Below are 19,386 nucleotides of genomic sequence, written 5' to 3'. Positions count from 1 at the left end.
GATAGTCGGCCGCCAAAGGGTCGGCCGCGCGGCCAGCGGCACGCGCGCGGATGTCGGCCGCCACACCCAGGTAGATGTTGGCAAAGGCTTCGATGAACGCCTCGGGGTGCCCCGCAGGGATACGCCCTGCCCGCCGCGCCGCTTCGCACAGCCACGGCGAGCCGCGCGTGAGGATGCGGCGCGGGCCGTCCACAGGGGAGTGGACGAGCTGGTTGGGCTCTTCCTGCCGCCAGGTGATGGTGCCCAGCGTGCCTGACACCTGCAGGCGCAGGTCGTTCTCCAGCCCCGCTGCCACTTGCGATGCCACGATGAAGCCGCGTGCGCCGCTGTCGTAGCGCAGCAGCAGCTGGGCGTCGTCGTCCAGCTGCCGCCCGGCGCCAAAGGTGGTGAGGTCGGCGCACACCCAGGCGGGGTGCTGGCCGGTGACGGTGGCAGCCAGATTCTCTGCGTGCGAGCCGATGTCGCCCAGCGTGCCTGCGCTGCCGCTGCGCGCCGGGTCCAGCCGCCAGTCGGCCTGCTTGTTGCCGCCGCCCTGCTCCACCGCCGTGGCCAGCCAGCCCTGGTTGTATTCCACGGTCACTTTGCGCAGCGTACCCAGCGCACCGCTGTGCACCAGGTGGCGCGCCTCGCGCACCATGGGATAGCCGGTGTAGTTGTAGGTCACGCCGAACACGGTGCCGGCCTTCTTCACGGCGGCCACCAGCTCGTCGGCCTGCGCGCGGGTGTGCACCAGCGGCTTGTCGCACACCACGTGGAAGCCCGCCTGCACAAACGCCAACGCCACCGGGTGGTGCACATGGTTGGGGGTGACGATGCTCACCAGGTCGATGCGCTCATGCGCCGGGCGGCGCAGTTCGTCGGCCAGCAGGTCCTGCCAGCTGCCGTGGTTGCGGTCAGCCGCCAGGCCCAGTTCGGCGCCGGATGCGAGCGCCCGCTCGGGCGAGGATGACAGCGCGCCAGCCACCAGTTCAAACTGGCCGTCGAGCGCCATCGCCTTGCGGTGCACCGCGCCGATGAAGGCGCCATGGCCGCCGCCGACCATGGCGTAGCGGAGCTTTTGGGGACTGGACATACGAAACGCCTTTGCTCGCTGTGTGTTGTTGTTATCGGTTTTTGCAGGGGTGCGGCTAGGCCTGCTTGTCGCGCGCAAACACGGCGTCGAATGCACCGACGGCGGGCTTGAAGTCGAGCCGCTTGCAGAACACCGCGCTCTCTGTGGCGCCGTGCACGCGGTCCATGCGGCTGTCTTCCCACTCCACCGAGAGCGGGCCCTGGTAGCCGATGTCGTTGAGCGCGACGATGATGGATTCGAAGTCGATCATCCCGCGCCCCACGCTGCGAAAGTCCCAGTTCCGCCGCGCGTCGCCAAAGCTGGTGTGCCCGCCGAACACGCCCACTGTGCCGTCGCCCTTGCCCCACCACACGTCCTTCATGTGGGCGTTGTAGATGCGGTCGGCAAACTGGCGGATGAACCTGATGTAGTCCACGCCCTGGTAGGCCAGGTGGCTCGGGTCGTAGTTGAAGCCGAAGCGCTTGTGGCCGCCCACGGCAGCAATCGCGCGCTCGGCCGATGCGATGTCGAACGCGATCTCGGTGGGGTGCACTTCGAGCGCAAAGTTGATGTCGTGCTGCTCGAACACATCGAGGATGGGGCCAAAGCGCTTCGCAAAATCGGCAAAACCCTTGTCCCAATACGCCTGCGTGGTGGGCGGAAAGGCATAGATCGAATGCCACACGGACGAACCCGTAAAGCCCGTCACGGTCTTCACGCCAAACTTCGCAGCAGCGCGCGCTGTGTCTGCCAGCTCGGCAGCAGCGCGCTGGCGCACACCCTCGGGCTTGCCATCGCCCCACACATGGGGCGGCAGGATGGACTGGTGGCGCTCGTCGATCAAATCGCACACGGCCTGGCCCACCAGGTGGTTACCGATGGCAAAACACTGCAGGCCGTGCTGGGCCAGCAATGCGTGTTTGTCCTTGACGTACAGGGGCGACGACAGCGCCTCCCGCACGTTGAAATGGTCGCCCCAGCAGGCCAGCTCCAGGCCGTCGTAGCCCATGCTTTTGGCCAGGGGCGCGAGTTGCGCCAAAGGCAGGTCGGCCCACTGGCCGGTGAAGAGGGTGACGGGTCTTGGCATGGTGGCTCCAAGGGACGTTGGGTTGCAGGTTCGAAGCGGCTATAAGCTATATTTTCAATAGCTGCTAGCGCTTACTGGATAAGCGCTAGAGGCCAATTTGGCTTGATTTTTCACACATCTCAGATCGCCCCTCACTCCCTCTCCCCTGGTGGGAGAGGGCCGGGGAGAGGGGGGAGTGAAACGGGCGCGGCGCGGGTGCAGCCCCCCCTCTCCCCCACCCTCTCCCGCGAGGGGAGAGGGAGTCAATCCCCAGCGCCGCTGCGGGTGCAAGGGCTGATGTCCTCATTTGAGCGATGTTCCTGATCAGGCAACTTGACTCACATTGACGCCATCAGAACGGTGAGTCCGGGAAGTAGAAATCCTTGGCCGTTTCCTTGGTGATCAGCACCGACGGAATGATGGTGTTGGCGGGCAGTTTCTCGCCCTTGATGCGCGCCTCGGCCGTGAGCTTGATCGAGTCGTAGATGAACTTGGGGCTGTACGACACGTTGGCCTGGATGAGCGGGTTGCTGCCATCCATCAGCGTCTTGATCATGCCCTTGGCCCCCGCGCCGCCAAACACCAGCTTGATGTCCTTGCGCTTGGCCTGCTCGATGGCCTTGAGCACGCCCACGGCCATGTCATCGTCGGCGGCCCACACGGCGTCGATCTGCGGGAAGCGGGTCAGGTAGTCCTGCATCACCTTGAAGGCGTCGTCGCGGTTCCAGTTGGCGTACTTGGCGTCCAGCAGCTTGATGCCGGGGTGGTTCTTCAGCACGCTGTTGAACGCGTCCATGCGCTCGTTGTCCAGCGTGGTCGCAATGCCACGCATGGCCACCACGTTGCCCTTGCCGCCCAGCGCCTTGGCGATGTACTCGGCCGGAATCTTGCCGAAGGCCGTGTTGTCACCCGCCACATATGCGTCCTGCGCGCTGGTGTCGGTCAGGCCCCGGTCCACCACCGTCACGTACACGCCCTTGGCCTTGACCTGGGCCACGGGCTTGGTCAGCGCCGCCGATTCAAACGGGAAGATGACCAGTGCGTTGATCTTGTTCACCGTGACCAGGTCTTGCAGCTGGTTGGCCTGCTCGGGCGCGCCGCCTGCGGTCTTGACGATGACCTGCAGGCCCGGATGGGCCTTTTCCAGGTCCTTCTTGGCCTGGTTGGCCCAGTACACGATGCCGCCGGTAAAGCCGTGCGTGGCCGACGGAATGGCCACGCCCACCACCGTCTTGTTGGCCTGCGCCATGGCGGGGGCGGCCAATGCGAAGGCAGCGGCGCCCACGGCCGTGAGGGCCAGGCGGCGGGTGAAAGAAAGTTGGCTGTTCATGCGTTGTCTCCTGTTGCTTTGGAATATGGCCATGGAAGCTGGCCGGCTGGGGAACACCTTGAAAAACAAATGCACGCAAAGAGTGGCTGGAAAACTCAGCGAAGCGGTCCTGGCTAGGCGCTGTGTCGCAGACAGTGCGAGTAGCACGGCAAGACGCCGCAACAACGCCAGGAGAGTTGTTCCGGCCACTCCGTCACCGCTTGCCGCGCTGCATGAACGCCACCGCGATGATCACGAAGCCCTGCACCGCCGCATTCAGGTACACGCTGATGATGCTGGTGAGGTTGAGGATGTTGCTGATGACCGAGAGCAAGATCGCGCCCACCACCGTGCCGGTGATGCTGCCCGCCCCGCCCTTCAACACCGTGCCGCCCACGATCACCGCAGCGATCGCCTCCAGCTCCCACAGCAGCCCCGTGGTGGGCGATGCGGACCCCAGGCGCGGCACGTACAGCAGCGTGGCAATGCCCACGCACACACCGAGCAGCATGTACGTGAGGATCTTGATCTTGTGCACATCCACCGCCGCGTACTGCGCCACCTGCTCGTTGGAGCCGATGGCCTGCACATAGCGGCCATAAGCCGTGCGGTTCAGGATGACGCCGCCGATGACAGCCACCAGCAGGAAGATCCACACGGGGATGGGCACGCCCAGCAGATTGGCGTAGTACACAGGGCTGTAGATGTCCGACAGATCGTTCTCCAGCGTGATCGCCCCGCCGTTCGAAAAATACGTGAGGTACGCGCGGAAGATGCCCAGCGTGCCCAGCGTCACGATGAAGGGCTCGATACGCCCCTTGGTGATGAGCAGCCCATGCACCAGCCCGAACACCGCGCCCAGCACCACCGCCAGCAGCATGCCCACCACCACGGCCGCCAGGGGTGAGCCCAGCACGGGCGCCATCGCGTTCATGAACAGGATGACCGAGCCTGCGATCAGCGCCGCCATCGACCCCACCGACAGGTCGATGCCGCCCGAGATGATCACAAAGCACATGCCCACCGCGATGATGCCGATGAAGGCCGTGCGCGTGAGCACGTTCATCACGTTGTCGTAGGTGGCGAAATTGCTGTTGAGCAGCGTGCCCGCGATGCACAGCAGCACCAGCCCGATGACCGGGCCCAGCCCGTGCAGCTTGCCCCACCAGGCCGTGGCGCCGCCGTGGCGGCCTGCACCGGGTACCACGGGTGGTGCGGGTGCTGCGGCAGCCGCTGCGGTGGATGCGTTTTCAGCGGGTACCTGTGGCATGTGCGATCAACTCCTCTTCGGTCAAATTTGGCTCTTGCAGCGTGGTCTGCAGCCGCCCGGCGCGCATCACCGCCACGCGGTGGCACAGGCCGATCAGCTCCATCAGTTCAGACGAGATCACCACAACAGCAAGCCCCTGCTCTGCCAGGCGCTGCACCAGGTGATAAATCTCGCGCTTGGCGCCCACGTCCACGCCGCGCGTGGGTTCGTCCAGCACCACCACGCTGGGGCCGGGGTGCAGCACCTTGGCCAGCGCCAGCTTTTGCTGGTTGCCGCCCGACAGCGATGACGCGCGCACGTCCAGCGAGCCGGTGCGGATGCCGAACTCCTGCACCGCATCGCGCAGCGCAGCCTGCTCGGCCGCGGGGTCGAGCCAGGGCTTGGCGTACCGCTCCAGCGCCATCAGCGTCAGGTTGGGCCGCAGGCTGAAGTGCACATGCAGGCCCTTGCCCTTGCGGTCTTCGCTCAGATACGTCAGGCCGTGGCGCGCCGCATCGCGCGGGCTTTTCAAATTCACCGGTTTGCCCGCCAGCTCCACCGTGCCGGCCGAACGCGGGCGCAGGCCCAGCAGGCCCTCGAACAGCTCCGTGCGGCCCGCGCCCACCAGCCCGGCAAAGCCCAGGATCTCGCCACGCCGCACGTCAAAGCTCACGTCCTCGGCCCAGCCCGGCACCGAGAGGCCACGCACCTTCATGGCGGGCTCTCCACCCGCAGGCGCAGGCAGCTTGGGCGGGAACAAATCCGCCAGCTCGCGCCCCACCATCAGGTTGGCCATCTGCCGCCGCGTCACGCTGGCTGTGGCCTCGCGCGCCACCAGCAGGCCGTCGCGCATCACCACCACCTCGTCGGTGGTGCGCTCCACTTCGTCGAGCTTGTGCGATATGTAGATGATGGTCACGCCCGCGGCCTTGAGCCCGGCCATCAGCGCAAACAGGCGCTCCGTCTCGCCGGGGGTCAGCGTGGCGGTGGGCTCGTCCATGATGAGCAGGCGCGCATTGCGGGCCAGCGCACGGGCAATCTCCACCAGCTGCTTTTCAGCCACGATGAGCTTGCGCACCCGCGTGTCCGGGTCCAGCGGCAAACCCACCTGTGCCAAGGCAGCGCGCGTCTTCTCGCGCATCGCCTTGTCGTCCAGGAAGGGGCCCTTCTTGATCTCATGGCCCAGGAAGATGTTCTGCGCAATCGTCAGGTCGTCCGCCAGGTTGAACTCCTGGTGGATGAGCACAATGCCCTGCGCCTCGGCCGCGCGCGATCCGCCGCCCGGGGCGCGCACCGCGCCGTCCACCACCACTTCGCCGGTGGTCGGGCTCTCGTACCCCGCCAGAATCTTCATCAGCGTGGACTTGCCCGCGCCGTTCTCGCCCAGCAGGCCATACACGCGGCCCGGCTGCAGTGCAAAGCCCACGCCGTGCAGCACGCGCACCGGGCCAAACTCCTTGGTCACATTGCGAAACTCGACGGCGACGCTCATCGCACAGCCCCCACACCAACGCCCGCGCTCGTTGCCGAGCCCGCGCGCGACAGGCTCTCCTGCATCGCCAGCACGCCCGCGCCCACCACACCGGCATCGTCGGCCAGCGGCGCGTATTGAATCTCCAGGTGCCGCGTGGAAAGCGCCAGCGACCGGTGGTACACGCTCTGCCGCACCGACGCGAGGAACAGCGGCCCCATGTCCGTCACCCGCCCCGCAATGAACACATGCGACGGGTTGAAGAAATTGACGATGGACGCCAGCATCTGCCCCACCAGGCTGCCCGCGCGCTGAATGATGGCGTTGGCCGCCACATCACCCGTGCGGCTGGCCTGGGCCACGTCTTCAATCGTCAGCGTGCCCGTGCTTTGCAGCCGCTCGGCCAGCAGCGCGCTCTCGCCGCGCTGCGCGGCCTCGGTGGCCATACGCGCCATGGCGGGCGCTGCGGCCATGGCCTCCACACAGCCCTGGTTGCCGCAGTGGCAGCGCGGGCCGTGCTGGTCCACGCAAATGTGGCCCACATCGCCCGCCGAGCCATTGGCGCCCCGGTACACCTGCCCGTGGCACACGATGCCGCAGCCAATGCCCGTGCCCACCTTGATGACCAGGAAGTTGGGCAAATTGCGCTGCAGCCGGTACATCTCGCCCAGCGCCATCAGGTTCACGTCGTTGTCCACAAACACCGGCGCGGCAAACGCCTCGCGCAGGTAGTCGCGGATGGAAAAGCCGTCCCAGTCGGGCATCAGCGGCGGGTTGACGAGCTGCCCGCTTTCAAAATCCACTGGCCCCGGCACGCCCATGCCAATGGCAATCACCTGGTGTGCCGCCAGCCCGCAGCGCGCCAACAGCTCCCGCATCAGCCCCCGCACCCGCGCCAGGATCACGCCCGGCCCCTGGCGCACATCAATCGGCTCGCGGTGCCGCGCCAGCACCGTCATGTCGGGCCGCATGATGGCCACCTGCATGCTGGTCGCGCCCAGGTCGGCGCCAATCACCACGCCCAGGGTTTCGCTCAAACGCAGGGTTTCGGCGCGACGGCCGCCAGAGGATTCCTGCAGGCCCACCTCGTCGAGCAGGCCTTCGTCCAGCAGCGCAGCGACCATGGCGTTGGCCTTGCTCTTGGAATAGGCCAGGCGCTGCGCCAGCGCATTGCGCGACGCGCCTGCGGACCAGAAGATGGTCTGCAAAACGCCCAGGTCTTCGGCGCCGCAGTGACTCCAGCGGGTGGATGGCAAGGCTTGTCTCCTGTCACGGTTTTGTTATGCAGCACCTCATGGGGGTGGGTGCTTGACAGGGATGCTATGCGGTCTACTTTGGCCGGGCAAGACTTAACTTCGACCTACGTTCGGCCAAAGTCCTGTAAACGACTTTTCCTTTTTTGCTTGAAATTTACGTCAACGACTCTTTCGAATAGCACATAGATAGACTAAGTTATCAAAATTATTGGCATTACAGGTGCAACGTCAATTAATTTGATTGGTATCGCCACATAGTTTTCGCAAAAAAGCATTACTTCGTTTTTTGATTCATACGCCGACTTCAAATCATCCGTTTGATAAGCGGAAGCCGACAAGGCAGTCCGAAGCTTTTCTGGAGTAGTTGTCGCGTCAATAAGTTGAAGCATGTCGGTTACCTTTGGCGACCAACAGAATTGGTATTTATCGATCGGGATAATACGATGAACGTTAGCAGGGCTCGATGCGTAAGCTGTTGCTGTTTGCTGAGAGGATGACAGCAAAATCGCTTGACTCCGAAATCTAACACCGAAATTCGATAAAAACCATTCATCCGCCGCATTGTGCAAATGCAGCGGTGTATCGCGAGGCTTCCTATCCTTTCTGACCCTTTGTATCGTGCAACTTGAAGGATCAACTTTGACTGATGTACCTCGAAAAAAAACTAGATTTTCAAAAGAATACATTTTGATATTACGGATTTCTACGATTCATTGGTTTTGACAAACTTTCAGAAACCTCAAGCGCACCATCCAAAGCTCTCAGCGACATTATTAGCGACTCCCTTGCGCGAAACTGTCTTTTTTGCAACTCCGCCAATTGCTTTTCATTTACATCATCTTGAGCCGCATGATGATTTTCAGAAAAGTTTGCGAAAATATCAACCCCCGGCAACAAAGATATACGCAACGATTTAGGAATACTAGGCTTCAATGAGTGATTCAAATTAGGCAAACGTAGCAAAACCTCTAGCTCGTCAATAGATACATCAGCCTGTGGCAGCGAGTCCACACAGAACGATTCTTGCAAATCACGCTTAAGCTTTCTTCCGATTGCCAAAACAGAATCAGAACTCGATCTGCCCATATTTAATCCAGAAAATAATCCGTACCAAATAACTGCGGTAGGATATTTTTTCGACAACTTAAAAAGCACTGGAAGATGCGCAAATGACCCCGGACTAATCAGACTAGCAAAATATCCTACCGCAATCCCATCAATTTCCTTACCCTCTGACGAATTAGATATAACAGCAACTATTTGATCGAATGCGGCCATCCTTCCATCAAAAGACCCCGCCATTTTATCTGTAACCAGCTCAAGACTTTTGTATACAGACTTCAGCAGATCAACAAAGACATTTTCCGTATCCGCATCACTTATATAACCACTCAAAGCCTTTAGCGCCTGGGCCTCACGACCTTTAGGTCGAGCAGGAAATGCTGCTTTTTCAAAGCAAATCTCAAATGCCCGATGTATAGCCTCCGAAATATCCGGATGATACTGCGTTCCCAATAGCTTATTGGCGGCATTCCATTTTTTATATGGCGCAGTAAACCCAATATCCGGATACAAACAATAGGAACGGCTGAGCGTGAATGAAAGGCTTTTTCTACAGGCCGCGAATGTGGGCAAAGCAGAAGCGCCCGTCCGATCTAGTCGCAAAGCAACCTCAGCGAATGAGAGGCCTATGCAAGCATTTACCTTCCTATTGCTAATAGCTGGTCGTTTTTTTGGGGTGTCTTGAATAATCGATTTCTCAACGATATGGCAAAATGCACTGATTGGCAAAATATCAACATAAAACGTTGCCACTTCAGCGAAAAAATCTTCAACATTGTCTCCATGAGGAAAAATCCACAACGGCAGCCCATCAAAATCAGACTCCGATGAATAAATTACCCCATGCGAAGCCTCATGACTTCTATTAAACAAGTCACCAGACACGGCAAAACTAGTGCCACCCGCCACTTGAGGCGAAAAAATGTCAGAAATTGTGCGTTGAGTATTAATCATTTAATCTCCAAAAAGCTCGCTTAAGTCGGGATCTCGTTTTGGTGGCAAAATGGAGGAAAAAGCACCCTCTAAATATCCAGGTATGTGCCCGGTGTGGTAAATATTCACAGACGTGCGCGCACGAAGTATTCCCGTATAAATGAGTCGCTTTTGAACGCCACCCATTCTACTTAACGCCTCACACCCCCCGATGTGGACTGCCTGATATTCCCAGCCTTTTGAACCATGAAGCGTATTAACTCTAATCGTCTCTTTCCTGCCTATCGTTGCATCGTACTCCAATGCGGCAGCAAATGCGACTTGCTGCTCTTTCTTTGGAAACAGAACTCCAATCAAAGCATCCCCATATAAATCAACCTGCTTTGATAGCTTTGAAATAATCAACTCAATTTGCATATCGAATGAGCTGCAGTCATTGATCTCCAAAGAAGATGGCTTCGCCTTTTCATCATACTTACAATGATCTCGAATAGATGGAAAATTCTTGCTATCGATCAGTATCTTGTCAGCAACCGTACAAATCTTCAATCCTGTTCGGTAGTGATACTTAAGCTCCACAACAGTATTTTCTACTATCGAACTAATAATTTCGTGTGTTACTGTCTGGCGATAGATTGACTGTCTAGTATCGCAAGCAATCATTAAACGGGGCGTTAATTTTCTAAACACCAAAAGCTCAGTATCAGTATAGTCCTGCCCTTCGTCAATGAGCAACGCCGGATAGATATCTGAAATATTTTTACTTATTATTAGTGAGTTAACTTGACCAGCCAACATTGAGCGATCCTGTTCGAAGTTTCCAGTAGCTTCAAATTTCTGACCATAGTCACTGAGAAAGTCCCTAAAGAACTGATGCGCCGTCACCACCGCATCCGGTGGAACCCCGTACTGGGCCGCGCCAGTACGGATAAAATCACGCAGACTACTAGTAAAAACAATAATTCTAAAATCGCTTAGCGACTTCGCTCTTAACCACCTAGCTCGCAAAAGAAGTACGTTAGTTTTTCCTGATCCGGCCGGCCCTGTCAGCAGGAAGCTTGTATCCAGGGGGATTTGACGTACTGCTGCCTTCTGTTCGTCATCAAGCTGGGCATCATTAATCCAAAACATGGTTTCCCTTTCAAACACCAAGTGTGACTTTATCGGCCACTTGAAGCAAAGCGTTCTGACATGTCGCTGCTGCCGTTTCGATCGTAAAAGCCTCTATCCAAGAGCTCCCGAAAATTTGCTGTTCGCTAGCTGCGCCAATCGCCTTAAACTCCAGCGAAAGCAATCCATCAATCCCACCCGCTGGACGAATTTGCACCCCGATGGTAATAGGTTCATTAAAAAGCTTGTCGTCATCTTGTTCAAACCTAAATCGAAGAAGATAGCCATCACCTTCAGAATCATGTGTTGCGCTGAATTTAGGAAAAATAACATCTGACATTAAATATTCCCGGATCTCCATGAAGAGAGCACTTTGCAAATGCCACAGTTGCTTCACTGGACCCTCGTCTACTTCTTTGCTGGGCACAATCGATTTCATATTCTCCGACTCAATCCGATGTATTTGTCTTAGCCGAATTTCGCTATGACGCTGCCATGCATTTAGAGCCTCCTCCTCCTGATTTCCAAGAATAGCATCCCAAGACAACAAACGCACGCGTTCTCGCCAATTCTTCACAAGGCAACAGCGAGCAATTTTTATCAATCGCCCCGGGCAATCTGCCGATTCAATAATTGGAATCCTCAATTTCACACATTCATATAACTTTACTCGCGGTCGATCATGACCAACAAACAACTGCTTTTGCATAATCATGTCATGTAAAGTCGCACCTATCTGATAGAAAGTGATTGCGCGCCATGCCTCTGGATTCGTACCGTCTTCTTCTCTCCATACGAACTCTGGCGGGCTATAACGAAGAGAAGCTACAAATTCGTCGCCCGAAAGTCTCTCACCCACTTCGTCATCAAGCTGAAAAACAATTCCAAGATCCAATAGTGTCAACGTAGAATAGTCTTGGCTGATTACAATATTTGCAGGCTTTATATCCCTATGATAAAGCTTTTGCGTTTCCAAAAAATATGCGGCGCTGCACAATTGATTAAACAATGCGGATAGATTCTCGCGAGGTATCTTTTCAACGACTTTATCGAGAGAATTACCCTCTATATATTCCATGAATATAAATAGCAAGCCAAATTCTTCATCTCTTCCTCCACCGTAAATTTCAACGAGATTTGGGTGACGCTTCGCTCCACACAGGGCAAGTTGCAAATCGATCCGAGCAATACTTTGGTCTTCGCCATTTGCCTTTATGGCATCAGGAAAGAACAGTTTTAATGCAGCTCTTTTGCCATCTTTTTGGACAAGATAAACTATTCCGTCTAGCCCTTTTCCGAGGGAATGCAACAGCGTCCATCCATGAAACTGCGTCCCTGTTAGTCTAAGCAAATCGCTGTCAGTCATATTTGGTGGTGAGAAGTTTCAACAATAGTAACGAATTGCATGATCAGTGTCTCGCGTCAACAGATTGCAGACCCAGGGATCCGGAGCAATCACTCGTTCTTTTAATCGCCAACCCGGCTTTCTTACCCACAACGTGTCTCGGTCCCAGGCCGCAATTCCACCTTAGATGCTGATTGAGGGACTGTCGCAGGTCACTCTCCCTATCCAGCCCTGGTTTTCGGTGCCACCACCAGCGGCGCCCCGGGCTTCAACCTCCGCAGGATCTCCGCCACCATGGGCACCCGCTCCAAGGGGTCCTTCGCACGAATCATCGGGCAGTGGACATCTGCGGGCTCGGGCGGTCTGCCGCGTTGCAAGTACTCGCAATAGCTACGGCTATTGCTGCGTTTTGCGCCTTGTAGCACGCCCCGATACGCTTGCCGCTCCATTCGCGCAGAGGCCTCCCCCGCGGCACAAAATGAAACGTCAGCAAACACGTAGCGCCATCAAACGGCCCGGCCGGTGCGCTCTGCACGTAGCCGTGGTGTATCGCCACGCGGTCTGACACCTCAACGCTCTCCAGCCGCTGCGCCGCCAAGTCCAGCATGGGCTGGCTTGGGTCCACGCCGTCGAGCCGCCAGCCGGGGTGCGCCTGCGCCATGTCCTCCAGCTCCAGCCCGCCGCCCGCGCCCACCACCAGCATACGGCCGTCGGCAGGACGAACTTGCTCCTCATTTAATAGCTATTAGCGCTTTACCAAGAAGCACTAGAGCCTGCTTTCACCCATCATTTCTACAAGGCAGGTGCTTGTCTCCACCGCTCGGAGTGCCCTGCACGCGCCTAGCAAAGCTCACGCGGAACCACCCCCACACCTTCGCACCAGCGTTGGTAATCCGCCCGCCGATCCTCCGTAGCAATCCGCTGCAACACCGCGTGGTGCGGTCCCAGGTATTCCACGCTGCCCTTCACCACCACATGCACCAGCAGCGTTTCGGTGCCCGTCGCCTCCCACCAGTCCACATTGCCAGCGGGCTCGTGGATGTAGTCGCCCGGCCGCACCACGCGGCCATCGTTCAGGCGGCGCTCGCCCGCCAGCGTCAGGGCGTGCACTTCGCCCGTGTGCCGGTGCAGGCCCAGCCGCGTGCCGGGCGACAGGCGCATCAGTTCCACCCAACCAGCATCGTCGGGCAGGAACTGAATGGGCAGAGACCACTTGCCTTCGCCTTCGGGAATCCAATCCGCCAGGCCCGCGCGCTCCAGCGCCTGGGCCACGATCACATCGGCAAGGTGGTTGTTCGTTGTCGTCAACGTCATGTCGGTGCTCCTGGGTAGTTGTTGGTTGATGAATTGCTTGATTGCTTATTGCTCGGGGTGCTGGTGGCGGTATTCCTGCGTGCGGCCGCCAAAGCCGTACGCGGCGGCGCGCACGTCCTGCACGTAGACGTAGCTTTCGGGGTGCAAGGTGCCCAGCAGGCCTTCAAAGGCTGCGAACGCCTCGGCGATGTAGCGCGCCTTCTCGGCCTTGGTGTTGGTCTCGTCCACCACCTTGACGTCGAAGTAGAAGCTCGACTGCTTGAGGTCGGCCAGCGACCGGCCGGCGACGTACCAGTCGGCCGGGTCCACAAAGGTGATGACCACGGCCGTGAGGTCGCGCCGCTTGCCGAGCACGCGGGTGGTCAGGTCCAGCAGGGTTTCTGCAATGCGGGCAGACAGCTCGGGCGTGCGTTTGGCAGACACTTTGACGTTGAGGATGGGCATGGAGGACTCCTGTTGAATGCATTGGGTTGAACGAGCCTTCACTGTAGAAATTGCGCCCCGCCACGGAAACCGCCCGTGGCGATAATGGCTTTTGCTCCGCACGCAAAGGCGCGCACGATGAAAAAAGAACCCCGCTCCTTCCTCCCCGACCCGGCCGACCTGCGGTGGCTGGTGCGGTCGCTCGACCTGCGCTCGTTTTCTGCAGCGGCGCGCGAGATGGATGTGGCGGTGTCGGTGGTCGCACGCGGTGTGGACCGGCTGGAGGCCGGCTACGGCGTGCGCTTGCTGCGCCGGTCCACACACGGCCTGTCGGCCACGCCCGAGGGCGCAGAGCTGGCGCAGGAAGCGCGTGCCTTGCTGGCGCAGCTGGAGGACATCGGTGCATCGCTGTCGGACCAGCGCAGCCGCGTGGCGGGCACCTTGCGCCTGGCCTCCAGCCAGGAGATTTGCGAAGCGCTGGTGCTGCCCCACCTGGCGGACCTGCAGGCGCGCTACCCCGCGCTGCGGGTGGAACTGCTGGCCGATGACCGCGTGGCCGACCTGGTGACGGAGGGCATCGACGTGGCGCTGCGCACCACCGTGGGCCACAGCGACCTGGTGGTGGCGCGCGCGCTGGGCCGGTTCGAGCGGCGCCTGTACGCGGCCCCGGAGTATTTGCGCCTGCACGGCACGCCCGCCGACCCCAGCGATCTGCAGCAGCACCACACCGTCACGCACACCGCGCAGGGGCCGGCGGTGACCTGGGCCTTTCGCAATGCACAAGGCAAGCCACTGGAGGTGACCGTGCGCTCGCGCCTGGCCGCCAGCAGTTCGGCCCTGGTGCACCACGCACTGGTGAGCGGCGCGGGCATCGGCATGTTGTCCAGCCCGCTCGCGGCGGCGGATGTGGCGCAAGGCCGGTTGGTGGAAGTGCTGGCGCCTTTCGCGTCCCGCACGGTGCACACGCTGTACGCAGTGTCGTCACCGGGCCGGCGCAATGCGGCCAGGGTGAAGGCGGTGATTGATTTTCTGGTGAAGGCGTCGAAGGACCGGTGGGCGCTGGCGCCTGTACGTTGAGGGCGTTTCATGCACCACCGGCTGGCTGGCCGGGGGCTGCTGACCTCAGCCGCAAGACAGCCTAGGAGCAAGGAGGGAGCATGCGGGTTCAATGAGCTGGCCCGCTTTCGTTGCTTGCTATCAGGCCGTTGCCACCCAGCCTCTGAACGCAAAGCCCATGTAAAACCTCTGCACATCGGTGAACCCAGCCTCGCGCAGAATCGCCTCGTCTTCCTGCGGCGTCAGCACCGCCAGCTCCGCTGCAATCTTGTCCCGCGCCCTGGCCGCGTGCTCCAGCGGCACACCAGACGCCACCTGAAACGCGGCATAGCGCGACAGCCACAGGTCGCGCTCCCCTGCCCCGCCCTCGCCACCGGGGCCTTCATCGCCGTCCGCCACGCTCAGATGTGCCACCACCAGCGGTGCCCCGGGCTTGAGCCGCCGCCGGATCTCCGCCGCCATGGGCACGCGCTCCTCGCGCGGCACAAAGTGAAAAGTCAGCAGGCACGTCGCACCATCGAATGGCCCGGCTGGTGCGCTCTGCACATAGCCGTGGTGCAGCGCCACGCGGCCGCCGGGCACGCCTGCGCTTTGCAGCCGCTGGGCGGCCAGGTCCAGCATGGGCTGGCTGGGGTCCACGCCGTCGAACCGCCAGCCGGGGTGCGCCAGCGCCATGTCTTCCAGCTCCAGCCCGCCGCCCGCGCCCACCACCAGCACGCGGCCGTGAGCGGGCACACGCTCGGCCAGCAGGATGCAGGACATGCGCAGCAGGCTGTCGTAGCCGGGCACGTTGCGGCGGGGGCCTTCGGCGTAGCGGGCGACGGCGGCGGGGTCGGTGAAGGGGGACGTGGTGGGTTGGGTCATGGTGTGTTGCGTGTGGTGGATACGCGCTTTTGCGTTGAACTTGTCCAACGGCATTGCCAGGTCAGCGCAGGGTTTCGGCAGGCTCAGCCCGAACGGTTGGGGTGGGCAACGAGTCAAAGAAATCAAGCCAAATTGACCTCTAGCGCTTATCCATCAAGCGCCAGCAGCTATCAATTCAGTAGTTTCTGTTCGTGCGCCAGCACTGTTTCTGGTTGCATGCTAGCATCACGCAACTTTTAATGTTGCATGAAACGAGATAGCCGACTTTCCAATGTTCTCCACGCTCTGCTGCACATGGCAGAGATGGAGGGGCCCGCTACATCTGAGGCCATGGCGCAGGCCATGCAGACCAACCCAGTCGTCGTGCGCCGCCTGATGGCGGGGCTGCGGTATGCGGGGTTTGTTTCGTCGGCCAAGGGGCATGGTGGCGGGTGGGTGCTGTCGTGCCCGCTCACCGACATCACGCTGCGCGACATCTACGAGGCGCTGGGCGCGCCCACGCTATTGGCGGTGGGCAACCGCGTGGAGAGCCCCGGCTGCATCGTCGAGCAGGCGGTGAACCGCGCGCTGACCGACGCCTACCAGGCGGCCGAAGAAGCGCTGCTGGCGCGGCTGGGCGAGGTGACGCTGGCACAGCTGTCGGCCGAGTTTCATGAACGCATGGTGGCCGGGTGCCACGGTCACAAGGAGATTGAGCATGGCGACAGCAGCAATGGCAACCACCCAGGCGTATGAGGTGATCGTGATAGGCGGCAGCTTTGCCGGCCTGTCGGCCGCCATGCAGCTGGCGCGTGCACGGCGGCGGGTGTGTGTGGTGGATGCAGGCCAGCCGCGCAACCGGTTTGCGGCCGCGTCGCACGGCTTCTTCGGGCAAGACGGCGAGCCGCCGCTGGCGATGATCGAGCAGGCGCGGCGCAAGCTGGCGGCTTACCCCACGGTGGGTTTTGTGCAGGGCACGGTGGTATCGGCCACGGCGCAGCAACGCGCCGGATCACCAGAGAACGGGTTTGAAGTGGTGCTGGACGATGGCACGCACATGGAGGCTCACAAGCTGGTGCTGGCGTTTGGCGTGTTGGATGGTTTGCCCGAGATTGCAGGCCTGCGCGAGCGCTGGGGCGCATCGGTTTTGCACTGCCCGTATTGCCACGGCTATGAATTTGCAGGCCAGCGGCTGGGCGTGCTGTACCACTCGCCAGGCTCGGCCATGCACGCGCAGCTGATTGCCGACTGGGGCCCGACCACCCTCTTCCTGAACGGCGACACCACGCTGGAGACCGCCGAGCGCGAGCGACTGCTGGCGCTGGGCATCACCATTGAGCCCGCACCCATCGCCGCGCTGGAAGGCCCAGGCCAAGTGCTGCAGGGTGTGCGGCTACTTGCCACTGGCGGCGGCGATGCGCGTGTGGTGCCGCAGGCTGCGCTGTATGTGGCCGCCACCACCCGCCCTGCCAGCCCGCTGGCCGAACAACTGGGCTGCGCGTTCGACGATGGGCCCATGGGCCCTTACCTGCGCACCGATGCGAACAAGATGACCACCGTGCCCGGCGTGTATGCCGCTGGCGACCTGACGCTGATGCGGCACAACGCCACGCTGGCCTCGGCCGAAGGGGTGCTGGCGGGTGTGGGGGCGCACCAGGCGCTGGTGTTTGGGACGTGAGCCTTGGGTGGCCCCGTCTCAGCCCCAAAAAGAGCGCACTCACACTTGGTCAGTAGAAGCGCCGCGCTGGGCTTCGACAGGCTCAGCCCGAACGGGTGGGGCGTTGGCCATGCCCTTGTGAACGAACGCATCCCTTGGTGAAGCCGCACGCTCTGCAGCAGCGCGCACAATGCGCGGCTGCTCGTCCTCCAGCCCCACCACCATGCCCAGCCGCACTGCCGTTTTTCACTTCTTCGCGATCAGAGCGCAATGGCTGGTGTGGCTCAGCGCGTTGGGTGCGGTGATGGCACCCCTGTCGCGTGTGCTGCCCACACACCCTCTGCCCTGGCTGCAGTGGCTGGCGGAGCTGGCCGCGCATTGGCAGTGGGCCTATGCCACGGTGGGTGCTGCGACCGCACTGCTGTGGGTGCTGCTGGCGCTGATGTTGCGGCGGCGTTCGGCGTGGCTGGTGCTGCCTGCGCTGGTGATGGCGGGGTCGTTGCTGTGGCAGCCTGCCACGCTGCCCGCAGCGTCTGCAACCATCGCCGCCAATGCGCGAGTGCTTGCAGTGGGCACCGCCAACCTGAACCTGGCCACCACCGACTTCACGCCGCTGCGGCAGTGGCTGGCGTCTGCCGATGCGCCCGATGTGGTGTTTTTGCAGGAGTTCACCGAGCTGGCCCAGCGTGCACTGGCTGATGACCCGGCCCTTGCCGCGCGCTACCCCCACCGCCTGGCCGTGCCGCAGCCCGACCCGTTTGGGCTGGCGATTCTGTCGCGCCACCCGCTGGCGGATGCGCAGGTGCTGCAGCCCGGCACGGACCTCGACACCCTGCGCCTGCGGGCCACGCTGGCGTGGAACGGCCAGCCCGTGCACTTGAGCGCGCTACACCCCATGCCCCCCATCAGCAGCGCTTTTGCCCAGGCACGAGACCAAGCGCTACAGGACGAGGCCCGACACCTGGCCCAGGCCGGCGGGCTGGGTGTGATGGCAGGTGACCTGAACACCACGCCCTGGGCGCGCGGCCTGTGGGGTGCAGAGCAAGCGGAGATGCGCCGCGCGGGCCCTGCGGTGCCCACCTGGCCCAACGCCTGGGGCTCGCTGTCGGTGCTGCCGCTGGACCATGTGCTGGCCTCGCCCGGGTGGCAGCTGGTGGATGCACACACGGGGCCGGACCTGGGCTCGGACCACCGGCCGATGGTGGTGCGGCTGGTGGCGCAGTAGCCGCCAGCTTTCCTGCCTCAGCCCTGCGTTGGCGGCGAGGTCGCAAGATCAGCAAAGTCGTATCCCGCAGGCTGCGGCACACTCGGCGGGCAGTGCATCCCTCATACCCATCCACGCCAGCACATCGCCATGACCATTTCATCCCTGCTTCGTTCCCGCCCTCGTTCACGCTCCGGCCCAGGCGTTCGTTGGCTGTCGGCCGCTGCATTTGGCTGCGCGGCCTCCGTGGTCCAGGCGGCAGGCTTTGCCTTCATCGAGGTGCCTGCAGACAAGGACGGGCCCGCGCTGCGCGGCGCCGTGTGGTCGCCCTGCAGCACGCCGCCGGGCCGCATTGACCTGGCGCCGCTGGTGCTGCAAGGCACGCGTGACTGCCCCGTAGCTGGCCAGGGCCTGCCGCTGGTTGTGGTGTCGCACGGCGCGGGCGGATCGGCCCTGGGGCACCACGACACGGCGGCCACGCTGGCCGACGCAGGTTATGTGGTGGCCGCCATCAGCCACCCGGGCGACAACTTTCAAGACCTGAGCCGCCAGGGCTACCTGTCGGCCTTTGCCACGCGGCCGGTGGACATGAAGCGGCTGACGGATTACATGCTGGGCGCCTGGCCCCAGCGCGCGCAGCTGGACGCGGGCAAGGTCGGTTTCTTTGGCTTTTCACGCGGCGGCTACACGGGCCTGGTGGCCATCGGCGCCGTGCCGGACTGGACGTCACGGCAAGACCTGTGCTCGCCGCTATCCACTCGGCCCTTGTGCGGCGAGATCCGGCGCAAAGAAATCCCCGCCACTCCTGCGCCGGACCCGCGCATTCGGGCGGCAGTCATCGTCGACCCCTTGAGCGTCTTCGATGCCAAGGGCCTGGGGCACGTCAAAACCCCCATCCAGTTGTGGGCCTCGGCGCTGGGTGGTGATGGCGTCACGCTGCAAAGCGTGGAGACGGTGCGCCAGGGTCTGCCCAGCGCGCCCGACTGGCAGCTGGCGGCCAACGCCGGGCACTTCGCCTTTCTGGCGCCCTGCTCACC

19 protein-coding genes are annotated in these 19,386 nt (G+C 61.4%); 5 read left to right on the top strand and 14 right to left on the bottom strand.

Annotated elements, in window-relative coordinates; translation table 11 throughout:
- The 13 genes from ACK4OE_RS21485 to ACK4OE_RS21425 all read right to left on the bottom strand — a co-directional run.
- Positions 1-1,072, bottom strand: a 1,072-nt coding sequence (locus ACK4OE_RS21485; RefSeq protein WP_409887920.1) for a Gfo/Idh/MocA family protein, incomplete at its 3' end; no start/stop codon positions are given.
- A 55-nt stretch (positions 1,073-1,127) separates the two neighbouring features.
- A complete protein-coding gene (locus tag ACK4OE_RS21480; protein ID WP_409887918.1) occupies positions 1,128-2,138 on the bottom strand; it encodes a sugar phosphate isomerase/epimerase family protein in 1,011 nt (336 codons plus the stop codon).
- Between the two features lie 331 nt (positions 2,139-2,469).
- Positions 2,470-3,447: a substrate-binding domain-containing protein gene (locus tag ACK4OE_RS21475; protein WP_056063953.1), complete on the bottom strand. Its 978-nt coding sequence runs from the start codon at positions 3,445-3,447 to the stop codon at positions 2,470-2,472.
- A 193-nt stretch (positions 3,448-3,640) separates the two neighbouring features.
- Positions 3,641-4,696: an ABC transporter permease gene (locus ACK4OE_RS21470; RefSeq protein WP_218299530.1), complete on the bottom strand. Its 1,056-nt coding sequence runs from the start codon at positions 4,694-4,696 to the stop codon at positions 3,641-3,643.
- Positions 4,677-6,167: a sugar ABC transporter ATP-binding protein gene (locus tag ACK4OE_RS21465; protein WP_409887916.1), complete on the bottom strand. Its 1,491-nt coding sequence runs from the start codon at positions 6,165-6,167 to the stop codon at positions 4,677-4,679. Before ACK4OE_RS21465 ends, ACK4OE_RS21470 begins: the two co-directional genes overlap by 20 nt.
- Positions 6,164-7,402, bottom strand: coding sequence for an ROK family transcriptional regulator (locus ACK4OE_RS21460; RefSeq protein WP_409887914.1), 1,239 nt, complete (start codon positions 7,400-7,402; stop codon positions 6,164-6,166). The genes ACK4OE_RS21465 and ACK4OE_RS21460 overlap by 4 nt, the downstream gene beginning before the upstream one ends.
- 191 nt (positions 7,403-7,593) lie before the next feature.
- Positions 7,594-8,088 (bottom strand): hypothetical protein, encoded by a 495-nt coding sequence (locus ACK4OE_RS21455; protein ID WP_409887912.1) that lies wholly within the window; start codon positions 8,086-8,088, stop codon positions 7,594-7,596.
- 7 nt (positions 8,089-8,095) lie between these two features.
- Complete coding sequence (locus ACK4OE_RS21450) at positions 8,096-9,418, bottom strand: hypothetical protein (RefSeq protein WP_409887910.1); 1,323 nt, start codon at positions 9,416-9,418, stop codon at positions 8,096-8,098.
- On the bottom strand, positions 9,419-10,528 hold the full coding sequence (locus tag ACK4OE_RS21445; RefSeq protein ID WP_409887909.1) for an AAA family ATPase: 1,110 nt from the start codon (positions 10,526-10,528) through the stop codon (positions 9,419-9,421).
- 10 nt (positions 10,529-10,538) lie between these two features.
- Entirely contained in the window at positions 10,539-11,873 is a 1,335-nt protein-coding gene (locus ACK4OE_RS21440) for a serine/threonine protein kinase (protein WP_409887907.1), read from the bottom strand.
- Positions 11,874-12,180: 307 nt separating this feature from the next.
- Positions 12,181-12,555, bottom strand: a complete 375-nt coding sequence (locus ACK4OE_RS21435) for a class I SAM-dependent methyltransferase (RefSeq protein ID WP_409887905.1) — start codon at positions 12,553-12,555, stop codon at positions 12,181-12,183.
- Positions 12,556-12,692: 137 nt separating this feature from the next.
- A complete protein-coding gene (locus ACK4OE_RS21430; protein WP_409887903.1) occupies positions 12,693-13,166 on the bottom strand; it encodes a cupin domain-containing protein in 474 nt (157 codons plus the stop codon).
- A gap of 45 nt (positions 13,167-13,211) precedes the next feature.
- Complete coding sequence (locus ACK4OE_RS21425; protein WP_409887901.1) at positions 13,212-13,610, bottom strand: tautomerase family protein; 399 nt, start codon at positions 13,608-13,610, stop codon at positions 13,212-13,214.
- A 117-nt stretch (positions 13,611-13,727) separates the two neighbouring features.
- Between ACK4OE_RS21425 and ACK4OE_RS21420 the strand changes: the two genes are divergently transcribed.
- Complete coding sequence (locus ACK4OE_RS21420; protein ID WP_409887899.1) at positions 13,728-14,666, top strand: LysR family transcriptional regulator; 939 nt, start codon at positions 13,728-13,730, stop codon at positions 14,664-14,666.
- 120 nt (positions 14,667-14,786) lie between these two features.
- On the opposite strand, the gene ACK4OE_RS21415 is transcribed toward ACK4OE_RS21420, so the two are convergent.
- The gene (locus ACK4OE_RS21415; RefSeq protein WP_409887897.1) at positions 14,787-15,509 is read right to left on the bottom strand and encodes a class I SAM-dependent methyltransferase; all 723 of its coding nucleotides are present in this window, start codon (positions 15,507-15,509) and stop codon (positions 14,787-14,789) included.
- A gap of 246 nt (positions 15,510-15,755) precedes the next feature.
- Here ACK4OE_RS21415 and ACK4OE_RS21410 point away from each other — a divergent pair, with 246 nt between their 5' ends.
- The 4 genes from ACK4OE_RS21410 to ACK4OE_RS21395 form a co-directional block, all read left to right on the top strand.
- Positions 15,756-16,244, top strand: a complete 489-nt coding sequence (locus tag ACK4OE_RS21410; protein ID WP_409887896.1) for an Rrf2 family transcriptional regulator — start codon at positions 15,756-15,758, stop codon at positions 16,242-16,244.
- Positions 16,207-17,166 carry an NAD(P)/FAD-dependent oxidoreductase gene (locus tag ACK4OE_RS21405; protein WP_409887894.1) on the top strand — a complete coding sequence of 320 codons (960 nt, stop codon included), beginning with the start codon at positions 16,207-16,209 and terminating at the stop codon, positions 17,164-17,166. The genes ACK4OE_RS21410 and ACK4OE_RS21405 overlap by 38 nt, the downstream gene beginning before the upstream one ends.
- Positions 17,167-17,368: 202 nt before the next feature.
- Entirely contained in the window at positions 17,369-18,370 is a 1,002-nt protein-coding gene (locus ACK4OE_RS21400; protein WP_409887892.1) for an endonuclease/exonuclease/phosphatase family protein, read from the top strand.
- Positions 18,371-18,499: 129 nt separating this feature from the next.
- The coding region (locus ACK4OE_RS21395; RefSeq protein WP_409887890.1) for an alpha/beta hydrolase family protein at positions 18,500-19,386 on the top strand (887 nt) is incomplete at its 3' end.

Source organism: Acidovorax sp., assembly GCF_046314175.1.
Taxonomy (GTDB): Bacteria; Pseudomonadota; Gammaproteobacteria; order Burkholderiales; family Burkholderiaceae_C; genus Acidovorax.
The sequence above is the reverse complement of the archived record's forward strand: the minus strand, read 5'-3'. Positions and strand labels throughout refer to the sequence as shown.

Coding starts and splice junctions, on each gene's coding strand:
- ACK4OE_RS21440 (WP_409887907.1), bottom strand. CDS start 11,873: ATGACTGACAGCGATTTGCTTAGACTAACAGGGACGCAGTTTCATGGA.
- ACK4OE_RS21430 (WP_409887903.1), bottom strand. CDS start 13,166: ATGACGTTGACGACAACGAACAACCACCTTGCCGATGTGATCGTGGCC.
- ACK4OE_RS21475 (WP_056063953.1), bottom strand. CDS start 3,447: ATGAACAGCCAACTTTCTTTCACCCGCCGCCTGGCCCTCACGGCCGTG.
- ACK4OE_RS21405 (WP_409887894.1), top strand. CDS start 16,207: ATGGCGACAGCAGCAATGGCAACCACCCAGGCGTATGAGGTGATCGTG.
- ACK4OE_RS21435 (WP_409887905.1), bottom strand. CDS start 12,555: ATGCTGGTGGTGGGCGCGGGCGGCGGGCTGGAGCTGGAGGACATGGCG.
- ACK4OE_RS21445 (WP_409887909.1), bottom strand. CDS start 10,528: ATGTTTTGGATTAATGATGCCCAGCTTGATGACGAACAGAAGGCAGCA.
- ACK4OE_RS21470 (WP_218299530.1), bottom strand. CDS start 4,696: ATGCCACAGGTACCCGCTGAAAACGCATCCACCGCAGCGGCTGCCGCA.
- ACK4OE_RS21480 (WP_409887918.1), bottom strand. CDS start 2,138: ATGCCAAGACCCGTCACCCTCTTCACCGGCCAGTGGGCCGACCTGCCT.
- ACK4OE_RS21400 (WP_409887892.1), top strand. CDS start 17,369: ATGCCCAGCCGCACTGCCGTTTTTCACTTCTTCGCGATCAGAGCGCAA.
- ACK4OE_RS21455 (WP_409887912.1), bottom strand. CDS start 8,088: ATGTATTCTTTTGAAAATCTAGTTTTTTTTCGAGGTACATCAGTCAAA.
- ACK4OE_RS21450 (WP_409887910.1), bottom strand. CDS start 9,418: ATGATTAATACTCAACGCACAATTTCTGACATTTTTTCGCCTCAAGTG.
- ACK4OE_RS21465 (WP_409887916.1), bottom strand. CDS start 6,167: ATGAGCGTCGCCGTCGAGTTTCGCAATGTGACCAAGGAGTTTGGCCCG.
- ACK4OE_RS21415 (WP_409887897.1), bottom strand. CDS start 15,509: ATGACCCAACCCACCACGTCCCCCTTCACCGACCCCGCCGCCGTCGCC.
- ACK4OE_RS21425 (WP_409887901.1), bottom strand. CDS start 13,610: ATGCCCATCCTCAACGTCAAAGTGTCTGCCAAACGCACGCCCGAGCTG.
- ACK4OE_RS21410 (WP_409887896.1), top strand. CDS start 15,756: ATGAAACGAGATAGCCGACTTTCCAATGTTCTCCACGCTCTGCTGCAC.
- ACK4OE_RS21420 (WP_409887899.1), top strand. CDS start 13,728: ATGAAAAAAGAACCCCGCTCCTTCCTCCCCGACCCGGCCGACCTGCGG.